Annotated in this window: 16 protein-coding genes and 1 pseudogene; 7 read left to right on the top strand and 10 right to left on the bottom strand. The window is 58.6% G+C overall.

Features of this window, described 5'->3' with window-relative positions; genetic code table 11:
• The first annotated feature begins 126 nt into the window (after positions 1–126).
• The gene (locus tag BSP239C_RS19480) at positions 127–2,385 is read left to right on the top strand and encodes an ATP-dependent RecD-like DNA helicase (protein ID WP_101574982.1); all 2,259 of its coding nucleotides are present in this window, start codon (positions 127–129) and stop codon (positions 2,383–2,385) included.
• A 114-nt stretch (positions 2,386–2,499) separates the two neighbouring features.
• On the opposite strand, the gene BSP239C_RS19475 is transcribed toward BSP239C_RS19480, so the two are convergent.
• The 6 genes and pseudogenes from BSP239C_RS19475 to BSP239C_RS19450 form a co-directional block, all read right to left on the bottom strand.
• Positions 2,500–2,706 carry a helix-turn-helix transcriptional regulator gene (locus tag BSP239C_RS19475; RefSeq protein ID WP_101574981.1) on the bottom strand — a complete coding sequence of 69 codons (207 nt, stop codon included), beginning with the start codon at positions 2,704–2,706 and terminating at the stop codon, positions 2,500–2,502.
• A complete protein-coding gene (locus tag BSP239C_RS19470) occupies positions 2,706–3,200 on the bottom strand; it encodes a DUF2975 domain-containing protein (protein WP_101574980.1) in 495 nt (164 codons plus the stop codon). Before BSP239C_RS19470 ends, BSP239C_RS19475 begins: the two co-directional genes overlap by 1 nt.
• Positions 3,201–3,343: 143 nt before the next feature.
• Positions 3,344–3,550, bottom strand: a complete 207-nt coding sequence (locus tag BSP239C_RS21490; protein WP_101574979.1) for a GrpB family protein — start codon at positions 3,548–3,550, stop codon at positions 3,344–3,346.
• A 35-nt stretch (positions 3,551–3,585) separates the two neighbouring features.
• Positions 3,586–3,879: pseudogene (locus BSP239C_RS20585) on the bottom strand (GrpB family protein); the annotation flags it as partial.
• Positions 3,880–4,054: 175 nt separating this feature from the next.
• Entirely contained in the window at positions 4,055–4,618 is a 564-nt protein-coding gene (locus tag BSP239C_RS19455; RefSeq protein WP_101574978.1) for a PspC domain-containing protein, read from the bottom strand.
• On the bottom strand, positions 4,615–4,938 hold the full coding sequence (locus tag BSP239C_RS19450; RefSeq protein ID WP_101574977.1) for a PadR family transcriptional regulator: 324 nt from the start codon (positions 4,936–4,938) through the stop codon (positions 4,615–4,617). The genes BSP239C_RS19455 and BSP239C_RS19450 overlap by 4 nt, the downstream gene beginning before the upstream one ends.
• Positions 4,939–5,299: 361 nt before the next feature.
• Here BSP239C_RS19450 and BSP239C_RS19445 point away from each other — a divergent pair, with 361 nt between their 5' ends.
• Positions 5,300–5,572 (top strand): hypothetical protein, encoded by a 273-nt coding sequence (locus tag BSP239C_RS19445; protein ID WP_101574976.1) that lies wholly within the window; start codon positions 5,300–5,302, stop codon positions 5,570–5,572.
• Positions 5,573–6,215: 643 nt separating this feature from the next.
• Here BSP239C_RS19445 and BSP239C_RS19440 read toward each other — a convergent pair.
• Positions 6,216–6,647: an Hsp20/alpha crystallin family protein gene (locus BSP239C_RS19440; RefSeq protein WP_101574984.1), complete on the bottom strand. Its 432-nt coding sequence runs from the start codon at positions 6,645–6,647 to the stop codon at positions 6,216–6,218.
• A gap of 137 nt (positions 6,648–6,784) precedes the next feature.
• Here BSP239C_RS19440 and BSP239C_RS19435 point away from each other — a divergent pair, with 137 nt between their 5' ends.
• The gene (locus BSP239C_RS19435) at positions 6,785–7,066 is read left to right on the top strand and encodes a MerR family transcriptional regulator (RefSeq protein WP_101574975.1); all 282 of its coding nucleotides are present in this window, start codon (positions 6,785–6,787) and stop codon (positions 7,064–7,066) included.
• Positions 7,063–7,284 (top strand): hypothetical protein, encoded by a 222-nt coding sequence (locus BSP239C_RS19430; protein ID WP_101574974.1) that lies wholly within the window; start codon positions 7,063–7,065, stop codon positions 7,282–7,284. Before BSP239C_RS19435 ends, BSP239C_RS19430 begins: the two co-directional genes overlap by 4 nt.
• Positions 7,285–7,303: 19 nt before the next feature.
• Here BSP239C_RS19430 and BSP239C_RS19425 read toward each other — a convergent pair whose 3' ends face one another.
• Positions 7,304–7,582 (bottom strand): DUF3263 domain-containing protein, encoded by a 279-nt coding sequence (locus BSP239C_RS19425; protein ID WP_101574973.1) that lies wholly within the window; start codon positions 7,580–7,582, stop codon positions 7,304–7,306.
• Between the two features lie 119 nt (positions 7,583–7,701).
• Here BSP239C_RS19425 and BSP239C_RS19420 point away from each other — a divergent pair, with 119 nt between their 5' ends.
• Positions 7,702–8,667 (top strand): NAD(P)H-binding protein, encoded by a 966-nt coding sequence (locus BSP239C_RS19420; RefSeq protein WP_101574972.1) that lies wholly within the window; start codon positions 7,702–7,704, stop codon positions 8,665–8,667.
• A 41-nt stretch (positions 8,668–8,708) separates the two neighbouring features.
• Here BSP239C_RS19420 and BSP239C_RS19415 read toward each other — a convergent pair whose 3' ends face one another.
• Positions 8,709–9,344, bottom strand: a complete 636-nt coding sequence (locus BSP239C_RS19415) for a type II CAAX prenyl endopeptidase Rce1 family protein (RefSeq protein WP_180959112.1) — start codon at positions 9,342–9,344, stop codon at positions 8,709–8,711.
• A gap of 259 nt (positions 9,345–9,603) precedes the next feature.
• Complete coding sequence (locus BSP239C_RS19410) at positions 9,604–11,004, bottom strand: ATP-binding protein (protein WP_101574970.1); 1,401 nt, start codon at positions 11,002–11,004, stop codon at positions 9,604–9,606.
• A gap of 183 nt (positions 11,005–11,187) precedes the next feature.
• Between BSP239C_RS19410 and BSP239C_RS19405 the strand changes: the two genes are divergently transcribed.
• A complete protein-coding gene (locus BSP239C_RS19405; protein ID WP_145997508.1) occupies positions 11,188–11,631 on the top strand; it encodes a hypothetical protein in 444 nt (147 codons plus the stop codon).
• A gap of 61 nt (positions 11,632–11,692) precedes the next feature.
• A protein-coding gene (locus BSP239C_RS19400) for an IS3 family transposase (RefSeq protein WP_240688501.1) occupies positions 11,693–12,885 on the top strand; the annotation gives its coding sequence in 2 pieces (ribosomal slippage) (positions 11,693–11,977 and positions 11,980–12,885; 1,191 coding nt in all).
• Positions 12,886–12,956 lie beyond the last annotated feature (71 nt).

The raw sequence follows: 12,956 nt of genomic DNA, 5'->3' as shown, positions 1-12,956 counted from the left end.
GAGCATTTCAGCGTCGGTCAGGTAAAGGTTTCACGTATCGAACGCGCTGAAGCTCGTGATGACGAGTTCGCAGCGCAGTACCGGGACTTCCTTCTTCAAGCCGCTTGACATCTATAGGAGCATCACGTGACCGTCCTCGAAAACTGGCGCACCGACGACGGGCATGCTCTCAGCCCCGACCAGATGGATGCCTCCAAACACGTCCTGTCGTCCGATGCTGGAATTTCTGCCATCATCGGCCCAGCCGGAACCGGCAAATCCACCACGATGGGAGCCATCACCGACACCTGGCACTCCGTCCACGGCGACCAGTCCGTCATCGGCCTCGCACCCTCGGCGGTGGCCGCCGGTGTCCTCGGCGATGAAATCGGCGTCGATACCGATAACGTCGCCAAGTGGCTGTTTGAATCCGTCGGCGAAGGCGCCGCCCGCAGAGCCGAGCGAGTCGTCAACCACGAAGCACGCCTGGAAGCCATCGACGAGAAACTGGCGGACACTCCCCCACGAAACCGCCCCAAGCTGATCAAGCAACGTGAAGCCATCCAAGCAAAACTCGCCCAGGACTACGCGACTCAAGCTCAGTACCGGTTCCACGCCGACCAACTCATCATCATCGACGAAGCCTCGATGGTCTCGACGACCAACATGGCCGAACTATCCCGACAGGCCGAGGCCGCTGGAGCGAAACTCCTCATCGTCGGCGACCCGGCACAGCTCGAAGCCGTCGACGCCGGCGGTTTCCTTGGCCACGTCGAACGCCACCTCGACCACACCACACTGAACACGATCTGGCGGTTCAAGAACGAATGGGAGAAAGCCGCCTCACTCAAGCTACGCTCCGGCGACATCGACATCGACAACGACATGGCCGTGGTCGACGAATACGCCGCTAATGGACGCATCCACGGCGATCCCGACGCAGAAGCAGCCGATACCGCCTACACCGCGTGGAAGAACGATCGCGACGCTGGCCTGTCCTCGATTCTCATCGCCTCAGACAACGAGACCGTGGCCGAACTCAACCAGCGAGCTCACACCGACCTCGTCGAGTCCGGTGACGTAGACATCACCGACCAAGTCATCCTCCGCGCCGAGGTCCAGGCCGGTGTCGGCGACGCCCTTCTTGCCCGCCGCAACGACCGCAGCATCCGCGACTCCAACGGTGCCTTCGTCGCCAACGGCACCCGCATGACCATCGCCACGATCCAGCCCGATGGAAGCGTCGAGGCTCACGTCCAATCAGACGAGGACGGTCCAGCACCAACGATCATCCTCGACGCCGACTACCTCGCATCCTCAGTCGAACTCGGATACGCCACCACCGCACACCGGTCCCAGGGCGTGACCGTCGATACCGGCCACGCAGTCGTGACCCCGAAACTATCTCGTGAACTGTTCTACGTCGCCATGACGAGAGGCAAACGCGGCAACCACGCCTATGTCGATATCGACGACCCTGAGAACCCCACACCAGACGATTGGTCCACCACCATGACCGCTAGTGCCCTCGACGACAACGGCGAAGTCATCGACGATCCCAGCTACTACATCAAGGCGGTGGTCGCTCGATCCACCGCGGAGAAGTCCGCGCACGAAGTCCGCGACACTGAGCTTGGGTGGGCCAACGACGTCGGACGCATCTGCCACGAGCTGACCTATCTCAGCTGGGCGGCGAAAGTCACTCGCACCCAGGACTGGCTTAACGTGAACACCGATGACGAGCACCGTGAACGGCTCCGCTCGGACGAGAACTGGCAACGACTCATCAGCGTGGACCCAGCGCAGAACTTCCACAGTGAAGTCCTTCCAGGTGAAACAGCTCAGGCGATCATTGACCGCTGCGAGAAGCCCTCCGAGCAACCCGCCACTGGAACCGGTGGCATGATTGCGGCCACGAGCGTGGCCACCGAAGAACAGTCACGTGTTTGGGACCAGGCCATGTTTGATCTCGACGACCAAGTTGCCGCTCGCCGAGCCGTCCTCGCAAAGGATCCGCCGGCTTGGTTCGCCACGCTCAATGAGCAATATGCCCATCACCCCCGCCGCGATGACGTGATCACCGCCGTCATCGTCTGGCGCGGAGTCTCGAACCAGAGCGAGATCGAGACTCCGCTGGGTGCCGAACCACCCAAGCAAGACTATCTCCGTCCGTACTGGGATCGAATGCAAGTAGTCATGAACGACCACTCTGATCACAGTGACCACTCGTACGCTCCGCCAAGCATCGATCGCGACATCGAACCGATTGATTGGAACACTCATATCGCAAACGCGGACTACGAAGCATTGGACGACTGGCAGCCACAGTCATCCTCGCTCCAACCGGAACAGCATCAACCCGAGATTGCGATGCCCGACCGTTCCGGGCCTGAGCGCGACCACTAGGTCAAGTCACGAAATCCCGCGTCGTCTGTCACAAAACACCCAGCATCTACGCCTCACATATTTGCCGCGGTGGATAAGCCCGAACGGCTCACACGTAAAAAGCTTGAACCAGGTTCACTCGTGTTCGTAACGAAGCAAATCGGCAGGCTGACACTCAAGCACGCGGCAGATCGCGTCCAAAGTCGCCAGACGCACCGCCTTTGCTCGCCCATTCTTCAGCACAGCCACGTTTGCCGGGGTGATACCGATCGCGTCCGCGAACTCACCAACGCTCATTCCCCGTTCAACCAACATGCGGTCGATCGTGATGCGGATAGTCATCACACAACCTCATTCAACTCAGCACGCATCCCGATCGCGCTGCTCAATAGCGCCCTCAGTACAAGAGTGACGCAGGCAACCGCTACGAAACTCAAGCACGTCAGAGCCTGGATGATCGCGAGGAATAGGCTGCCCGCTTCACCGATGCTGATCACGACGAAACTTACACCGATGACTACGGCCGCGAATGCAAAGGCGCCCACAAGCATGTCGACCCAGACGAGAGACCGGCGCTCGAGCACGCATCCGGTATAGATGCGATGCACGAGCATCGCCACCATGGCCACAGCAATGAGACCGATCACCATGAGCGCCGTCGCCAAGACAAGCAATGACCCACGAAGACCAGCGTACTCCGGAAACGCGATGGCCAGGGTTGCTGAGAATCCCGGCAGCAAGGACATTCCGCCGAGGCCGACGATGAACAGAACAAACAATAGGGCCTGTGTCACGATGATGAGTGACAACGGTGGGCGCGGCAGATAAGTATTCATACATCGAGTATCGATAGATATCTATCGATTGTCAATCGTCTGAGGGGGTGAGTTCGCCGCCGGAGAGGGACCAGGCTTCTCGTCAGCAGCCTCCTCAGGGCGGGAGCGAAGGGCTCGCGAAGGGTCGACTGCTCCTAGTTCTTTTACTTGCCTGCCGATGAGAGGACTGACTTGATGAAGTCGCTCTTTCCCCGGGTGTATGCCTCGCGGTCAGCTGTGAACTCGTTGGCTAACCGCTCTTTCAGTAGCGCATACTCTTCAGCAAAGCCCGGGGAGGCAATGAGAGCGTCCCTGAAGCGCAGATGCGCCGACTCCCATGATGAGCCGATTTCGCAGACATGCACGTGCACCGTTCGCGGTCGGCCAGCAGGGGCCGGAAGAACCGATTATCAGCCTCTCGAGCCCGGAGTATCAGCCCCAGGCCCTCAATGCCAGGGAGGTAAGACTCCTCGTGTGCTAGGTGGGTGACGGGCACCAAGATGTCAATGACCGGCTTTGCTGCTAACCCAGGGACTGACGTGGAGCCGATGTGCTCGACTCGATGATCAGAGTCGGACACTACGTTCGAGACCGCCCTCATCCACTTGTGAGCATCGGCTGCCCAGCGAGGTGATGACGGGGCGATTACGATTGGGTCTGTTCCGGATTGGTCGAATATCTCAATCTTGCCTGTGCTCATTTCGCTATCATCTCACCCACACCCAGCCAGTCATTCCTGTTTGCCCCGTAGTAAGGCTTAAGGCAGGATCCGAGCAGGGTCTCAGTACGAGTGTTGCGGACCAGCGCCCAGACTTCACCATGATCACCGGATCACCTCTCCACTCTCGCCCGCCAGAGGACAAAGTCGACGGCTTTCAGGTTGCCGACTCGGTGAGAATGTACTCCTCACGTGTGCCGACCGGTGCCAGCACCAGTGTTGCAATGAGATAGGCGACGATCGCGACACCGAAGACAATGAGCATCGGGTAGCCTTCACCCAGCGGTGCGAGGAGGCTTCCGGCCAAGAAGGATATGGCGACGTAAATTCCTCGGACCCAATAGACGGATAGGCCGCGGGCCGCGGCAATTCCGTTGAGGACTCCTGTCAACCATTTGCCCTCCTGTAGTCGCCGAACTGGGAGGTGGCCGCGTTGCGTTGTCAGTGCCGGTACGCCGGGGTTTCCTGAAACAACTGGCCCAATACTGCTCAATATCGTCGTCATCTGTTCACCGTTGATTACGCCTGCGTAGGTTTCGGCCAGATGGTCACCGATTGACGCTTCGATGTCTCTGATGATCTCGTCGCGGTCGACATCGCCAGTAAGGGAGTCTCTGGAAATGGCGAGATAGGACTGCAGCTCTGCATGGGTGTTTTCAGTCAGCGGGAACGGGGCCTGGTGCCCGGATAGTCTCATCATGACAGTGTTGCTCTGATTCATTGTCCTACCTGTTCAATCATCTTGGTCAGCTCTTTCCAGTAGGTTCGGAACTCAGCGAGCCGGTTCGTTCCCTTGTCGGTGAGTTGGAGGTATTTGCGGGGAGGTCCGGAAGTCGATTCCTGCCATTCATGTGACACATAACCCGCACGACGAAGCTTGTTCAGCAACGGATAAACGGTGCCTTCCTGAGCGGGGAAGCCAGTGCGCCGGAGAGCGGCAACGATTTCTGCCGCGTACCGAGGGGAATTCTCAACAGCGGCCAGGGCCAGTACTTCGAGCAGGCCTCGGCGAAGGGCAGCTAGCGACGGGTCTTCTTCCATGCGAGTACTGTTGCATATGCAAGTACTGAAATGCAAAACCGGGTGCTCGCTAACCTGGCAGTGAGCCCGCCCGCGCAAGAGCCTCGGGCCCCTGTGGTCGGCGCGCCCTGGCCCACCCAAGGCGAGGATGTCGCTAGAGCAGTGATTCAGACTGGGCGCGGGCGATGCCATGTATGCCTGAGAGCTCACCAGCCAGCAGAGGGCTGCAGAGGTATCAGATTGAGCATGCCGAACCGAGCCGCCATCAAGCGATACCAGTAAACCGCCACTTATTGCTGAACCTCATAACGATTACGCGAGAAAGAGACGTTCGAGGATCGATATCTGCCTTGGAAGCGGGCTGAATCGAGGGGTAGGTGAGATGCTTTTGAATTGGGACCAGCAGGCGCAACGGACCGTCGATGCAGTCCACCTGGAACCGGAGTTCGATGTGCTCGGCCACTCGCACTCGCTCTCGGTGCTGCGCGAGCACAAACGGGAAGCTTTCGTCGACGGTGCGCGTTGGCAACGAGGCGAGTTTCAAGGCGACGAGTCAGTCGAACGGGTTCGGGTGTTTCTGCACGATACTGTCGGTGTGAATGCGGACAGTGAGACTGCTCGCAGACTCGTCAACGCTCTACTTACAGGGGCCTGAGGGGCTCTCGTCGCACAGCGTGACGTTTCGTCGATGATCGATGGGGTGCTGACAGTGCCTTCCCAATGAGGGCGCGGGCATGCCAGGGCCAGAGCACGAGAACTTTTTCCATAATGCTAATCAACGAGGACACCTCGTTTCGGTTTCGTGTTTCTCACTTGAGCACGACCTGGCCCCGGGGTGCTCCCGGGGCCAGGTGGGGAGCCGTGGGCGGGTCCGCAGTCTTTTACCGTCATTGTGGCGTCACTGCCGCGCATCATGCGTCGAGCACTCTGGTAAGAAGATTGGCGGACGCGATCGCACGGCTCCGTGGGTCAACATGGATGCGGAAACCTCTCACCTCCTCTCGTCTGGGCTCTCAGCGCTCTCAGGCTGGGGAGGAGAGCGCTGACGGGCAAGAACTCGCTCGGCGATACCTTGTAACCTGAAGGGCTCGGGCGACCACGGTGATGGTTCCGGGCCGGGGTGCCTGAAGGCCCGGCACCCGCAGCGGAGCCCTTGTCTCGGTTCGCCATTTGCCTGATGGTTTGTATCAAGCTCCCGCAGGCTGGGGTCTCCGAGAACGATTGCCCAGAATGCAGCATCGATACCCCGCTGGTCGTCTGGTGCACACGTCTGCATGCCAACACACCACCAGTTGTCGTTAGGCGCTGATGGCTGCCGGTTCAGTAGTGCCCGAATTGATAGCGATCTTACGGGGCTTCGCTGACTCCGCGACGGGAATACTGAGAGTAAGCACTCCGGCGTCATAGTTCGCTGTAATGCTGCTTGTATCGAGGTTGTCGCCGAGGACGAGCTGACGGCTGAAGGTCCCGCGGGGCCGCTCTGCCGCGACTGAAGATTCCCCATGGTCGGGGGCGGGCCGTTCAGCTTTGACGGTGACGACGTTGTTCTCGACGTCGAGGTCGATGTTGTCAGGGTTGATTCCTGGTAGGTCGAGTTCGACGCGGAAAGTATCGCCGTCGCGCCAGGCGTCCATGGGCATCATCACAGGGCGGGCCGTTGTGCCGGTGGCTCCGAAGATTTCTCTGCTCAGGCGTTCGACTTCTCGGAATGGGTCAGTGCGCATCATGATCATTGGTGAAACCTCCTTTGCTGAATGGTGGACTCATCGCAGATGATATGATCTACATCATCTGATGGACATACTATTTAGTGGATTAGAACGCGAATGTCAACACTCTTTCGGGAGGAATTTTGGGAGAAGGGGAGATGGCGAGTTCAGCGTCTGGTGGGCGCTTGTTCTCAATCTCGGCTGTTGCGGAGTTGACTGGTGTTGGTGTGCAGTCGTTGCGGCAGTACGAGGCTCATGGGTTGGTGACGCCTTCTCGGAGCGAGGGTGGGACCCGACTGTTCAGTCGACGTGATATCGCAAGGTTGCGGCGCGTGCGGGAGTTGGTTGACGTGGGCGCGAATCTCGCTAGCATCGGAATCATTCTCGATCTCCAAGACGAGAACACCTCGCTTCGGAACGAATTGAGGAGGACGCAATGATGACGAACGAGAACCGGCCTGGTGTGGAAGTGCCGGAACCGGACTGGAGCGAACAGCTCATCGATGAGCGAGGGCCCGTTGGCGTCAATGATGAAGTCGTCGAATCGGTTCCTGGTTCGAGCGTGATTCGCGAGGCCGACGACGCTGATGTCGTCGAACAGGGCGTCATCGTGGAGATCGACGATGAAGACGGCTACGACGACTCAGCGTCGATCTAACATCAGTCGACGTGTCCAGTTACAGCTTGAAAAGGCTGCGCTGCTTCCACCGTCCTTGCCGTCGTTCGAACGCGAACCGTTCCGCCCGCAACCGCCTGACCCGCTCCACAATGTCCGGCGCGTAACTGTATGCCGCATCCGTATCCACCAACCCCTCGAGCACAACAGCGTACTTCTCGGCCGGGAGATCGATGCGCCGGCACAACGATTCACAGGCAACCGCAGTGGGCGCGGTCTTCTCCAAGTCAAGGATCATCCGATCATGTTCGGAGAGCTCGTTCACGGTGCCAGGAACCATAGGCGCCAGTGTGGCAGACGGAGCTGACGCACGAGTTCATCTCCCGGTCATCGAGGAAGAGTACACTTCCTACCACCCTCGAAACCCGAATCCCCCGGCAGGTAAAGGAAGTAGCCCCCATGCGAGTTCTCGTCGTTGGAGCAACCGGATATGTTGCCTCCCGCCTCATCCCCATCCTCCTCGAAGCAGGACACGACGTAGTTGCCGGCGCGAGAACCCTGGAAAAGCTCGACACATTCTACTGGTCGGATCATGTCCAGCGCGTTCGACTCGATGTGCTCGACGAATCTTCCGTCAAGAATGCACTGTCGACCGATATCTCGACCGTCGTCTACCTCGTACATGGTATGGACGGCAAAGACTTCCGAGCGCTCGACCTCACCGCCGCCAAAAACATGGTGACAGCATTAGCTGGAACTGATATCCAACGTGTCATCTACCTCTCCGGGATCATCCCTGACGTTGCCCGGGACCGGCTCTCCGAGCATCTGATCTCTCGGCTAGAAGTCGAAGAGAAACTATCCGAAGCAGACCAAACTGTCATCACACTACGGGCCGCGATGCTCATCGGCTCGGGATCAACGAGCTTCGATCTCATGGGCGAACTCACACGCCGAGTGCCAATCACGGTCGTCCCATACTGGATGAACCACGCCGTGGAACCCATCTCGGTCGAAGACATCTCCATCGCCATCGAAGGCGCCCTGACCGCAGACGTGGGAACCAGTCATTATGACGTTGGCGGGGGTCAGCAGATCAAATACCCCGATTTGCTTGAGCTCTACGCCGAGATTGCTGGCATCGACCGTGACCAACTCCATCTGCCGTTCCTACCAGAACCACTTGTTTCCAAGATCGCTGCACGGATTACCGATGTTGATACGGCAACAGCTGAGTCTCTGATCGAAAGCCTGCAAGAAGACATGGTGGCCCGCGATCAGCGTTGGAAGACAGAACTGGTCTCCAGGCCCGGTTTTGATGTCACGCCCGTGGAGGGAGCCATCAGTCGATCACTCACCGCCCCTGACGCTTCCGTTCCACCGTCCGACCGTGACCCTCTGGGACCACTGCCCGGAGACAAATGACGTGGGCGAGGACTCGTAGTGCAAGGGGACTATGTCGCGACCTACTGCAGGATAACTGGTAGAAGCAAGGCCATGCCTAGACTCCATGTCAGGTGCATCACGATCGGTGCTAAGAGCCCGTAACCGCGATGGACTAGCCAGTGTGCGACAGCTCCTACGACTAGAGCCGCGAGTACGAGTAGCGGAACACCGAGCATGCTCGAAACTGCCATGTAGGTGACCAGCGAGATCACGATTTTCTTCCATGGGGATCCCGTGATCGTGCTTGGAATCGTCCGCCGGAAGTGCAACTCTTCCGCGACACCATTCACCGCGGTCACCAGCAGCGACGGCAGGAGAGCACCACCACGTGCGTTCTCTAGTAGTCCTTGGACAGGATGCGTAAGGGCCGGGAGCTGGTAGATGAGTAGTGCCCCGGCAATGAAGACACCAAGCAGGGCAAGCCCAGCCAAGAGGCCGATGCCCAAATCTCGGTAGTGGCCGTACTCGCTGACCGGTGGCTTCGTTGGCACGATGAAGAAGACGAGGAAGTACACGATCGCAGTTGCAGTAGACGCTACGAAGAACTGAACCGAACCTGGTGCCGAGAGGCCAGCTGCGAGCAGGCATATGGCGGCGGTCACTGTTGTAACACCGACCCAGACAGAACTGCGTTTGGCTCTCTCTTTCGGGGTCATGGGTTCATTCTTCACTGTTTGATAGCAGCATGCCTGATTCAGGCGTGTCATCTCTGGCGGAGAGGAAGTCGGCTCTCGTCAATCGGTCGATTGGTCTGACATCTATGCGCAGGCGTGCACAATCAATTTCGTAGCAGATGAGCTCGCGGGCCTCACTCCTGAGAAATCGCCAATGCAGACGGGGATGGACGCATTCTTAGTCAATGAATCAACCGGGTCGAGTGCGCGTACCAACACTTACTACCTCCTGGTCAAATGATCACTCATCCCACTCTTCGTCTGAGGTCATTGCCTCACGCAGCTGTGTCGCTTCGGCGGTCAAGGCCGCGACCGCTTCTAAGAGATGGCTGTCGTTGGGGTCTTCTTCAGCTTTAATAGCAAGTAACACAGCCCGCCGAACCGCCTCTTTGGCAAAAGAACCAGACGTCCCCTCGGCTGCTTTCGCCGCCTGCGCGATTCCCTCCTCAGTGAACGCGAAGTCGTGGCCGTAGACGGAGAAGAGTCGCCGGCGCAACTTGGTAGAAGGCAGTGGGACCTCAACGGCAAGATCGATCCTGCCTGGACGCATCGCGATTGCCTCTTCGAGCACATCGACACGGTTGGTGGTAAGAACGAACGTAATATCGGCGTCATCGCCCAACCCGTCGAGGACATCGAGAATCTCGAAGAGCACCGAACGCTCGCCTTCATTGAAATCGCGATCCTCGGCGACAAGGTCCGCGTCCTCGAGAACGATGATCGCTCGACCAATGGCCCGCGCAGCCGAGGCAGCCGCGCGGATCTTCGAGAGGGCTTCACCCTGGAGAAGTATTGCTGTCGTGTCTCGAGCTTGCGAAAGCAGGTACCGTATCGTCAAAGTCTTGCCCGTACCGGGAGGCCCGTAGAGTAGAACTCCGCGTGATAGATGTTGCCCGGCAGCTCGCAACCGATCGGCCTTTTCACTGATGCCCAGAACGGTAGCTTCGATCTTCTCGAGCCTCCCTTTTGGCAACACCACATCCTGTGCCTCGATATGTGGACGGGGGTGGAACTCAATGCTGAAAGCCTCGGAGCCGAACTCCCCCGGTAGAAAGCTCACGACCTGTCCGTCAATAACGGAATTCGTACGGACGGACTGATCGATACCGGCTAGCGTCTCGCGGGCAAGCTCGTGGTCTTCACACATGACTTCGACGACAATCTTGTGCGTATCACTTGGTCCGTCCTCGACCTCGAGGGCAAGAACGATGACTGGCTTCTCGCCGATCCACAGAAGGCGCAGGCCATTTGTAGCGACATGCCTGACAGATTCCGGGCCAGTGGGAAAGGCACGTCGCTCGATCGCTCCTATTTCGTAAACACTGTAGTGGTTGGTCAGCAGATCGCTGACACCGCTGGCGTCATGGGCGGGTATGACTCCGCGCAGATCTTGGTCATCGGCGAGGCTATCGAGGGCGGCATCGATCTCTGCCCACTGCCAGCGGGCATACTCTTGGCGCACCGGTTCGATACTGCGGGGGTCTGTCCCCAGATGAGAGCGAAGTTCCGAAGCAATATGGTCTCGTGAAGCTTCTGTCGCGTAGTGATCCATCGTCTCAAGGAACGTCTGGAATTGCTTTGCGAATGCGTTGACGTCGATGGGTGCAGTACCTAAAGGGGAGTTCTTCGATGTATCGGCCATAGCCACAATCCTAAGTTCCGATCTCACGATCTCTCCAGCCGCCGGGACAAGACTGTCATACGGCTCAAGTAACGCATGAGGCTTCGGTCGAGTCGACGTGAGAACTTACAGTGTATTTTTGTGACATACGGTCGTGTTGATATCGACCTCGCGGGCTTAGGGAGGGCACGCATGAGGTACCCCGTGGCTGCGATTCCGATGGCTATTTCTACTGCGCTGGCGGTGGGTGTTTCCGCGGCTTGCGTCTCTGAATTCAGTGAGGTGAGGTCGGTCTCGTGCTCGTCGTATGCGCAGGATCCTGATGTTGAAGCCTTAGTTGATGAGTCAGCCGCAGTCGTCGTCGGGAATTTCAGTGAGACCGGTGAGAGCTCGGCAAAGACTCACGTGAAAGAAGTTTTCAAAGGTGCGGTGAACTCTGGCGAGACGATCACTGTTGAATGGGTCACAGGTTGTGGAGAGCCAACGGATTTCCTAAACGAAGCACCTGAGGAAAATGATGAGTTTGTGTACTTCCTTGACAAGCAAGGCGAGCAGTACGTGCTGGTAGATGGCTCGTACGGCATGTTCAATGCATCCAGCACTTTGCTTGAGGAAGTGTCGATCGCAACCGGCGAGCAATGGGACTGATGCAGGGTTTGGTGACATCTGATCTGGCTTGTTCTCAGGCAAGTTTGGAAGGATAGACACCATGCCACAGCCCTACCCGAAAGAGTTCCGCGATGACGTCGTCCGCGTCGCATTGAACCGCGACGAGAAGACCACGATTTCCCAAATCGCCAAGGACTTCGGCGTCCACGAAGGCACCATCGCGAAATGGTTGCGCCAAGCAGATATCGATGCCGGCAACAAGCCGGGCAAGTCCACGGACGAGTCCGCAGAGCTGCGAGAGCTCAGACGTCGGACTCGTCTGCTGGAACAAGAGAACGAAGTCCTGCGCCGTGCCGCCGCCTATTTATCGCAAGCGAACCTGCCGTCAAAAGGCTCTACCCGCTCGTAAGAGAGCTCGCCGCCGACGGGATCCCCGTCGCGGTGTCGTGCCGGGTCTTGAAGCTCTCCCGTCAGCCGTACTACCGGTGGCTGGCCGCCCCTGTTCCCGAAGCCGATGTCATCGAGGCGTATCGGGCCAACGCCCTGTTCGACGCCCACCGGGATGATCCCGAGTTCGGGTACCGGTACCTGGCCGACGAAGCTGAAGCGGTTGGCCAGACGATGGCGGTGCGCACTGCGTGGCGGTTGTGCTCGCACAACTCGTGGTTCTCGGTCTTTGGCAAGGGCAAGGCGAAGAACGGCAAACGGCCGGGACCACCCGTCCACGACGACCTGTGCGCGGTCGTCGACGCCGACGGGCGCACCCGTCACGAGTTCAAAGCTGAGGGTGTGAACCAGCTATGGTTGACCGACATTTCGGAGCACAATACCGATGAGGGCAAGCTGTACCTCTGTGCGATCAAGGACGCCTGCTCAGGGCGGATCGTGGGCTATTCGATCAGCTCGCGGATGAAGGCTCGGTTGGCAGTTGATGCCCTCGAGATGGGTGTGGCGCGCAGGGGTGGTGACGTGGCCGGATGCGTGGTCCACAGCGACCGTGGTAGTCAATTCCGGTCGAAGAAATTCACCCGAGCCTTGGAACGTCACGGCCTAATCGGATCGATGGGCAGAGTCGGTGCTGCCGGCGACAACGCGGCCATGGAATCGTTCTTTGCACTCCTGCAGAAGAACGTTCTCGACCGCCGTCGGTGGGCTTCCAGGGGCCAGTTGAGAATCGCCATCGTGACCTGGGTCGAGCGAACGTATCACCGGCGTCGATGGCAAGCTCGGTTGGGTCGTTTGACACCTGTTGAGTACGAAGCAATTATTGAGTCACCTGCAGTCGCAGCGTGACACCCGAATTGTCACCGATCCTTACATCAGTCCCGATCCCCCGAGGCTCCCCCGCACCTTTCGGCGAAATT

The sequence above is a fragment of the Brevibacterium sp. 239c genome (assembly GCF_900169365.1).
In the GTDB taxonomy this organism is placed as follows: domain Bacteria; phylum Actinomycetota; class Actinomycetes; order Actinomycetales; family Brevibacteriaceae; genus Brevibacterium.
This window is presented reverse-complemented; position numbering and strand designations above follow the sequence as displayed.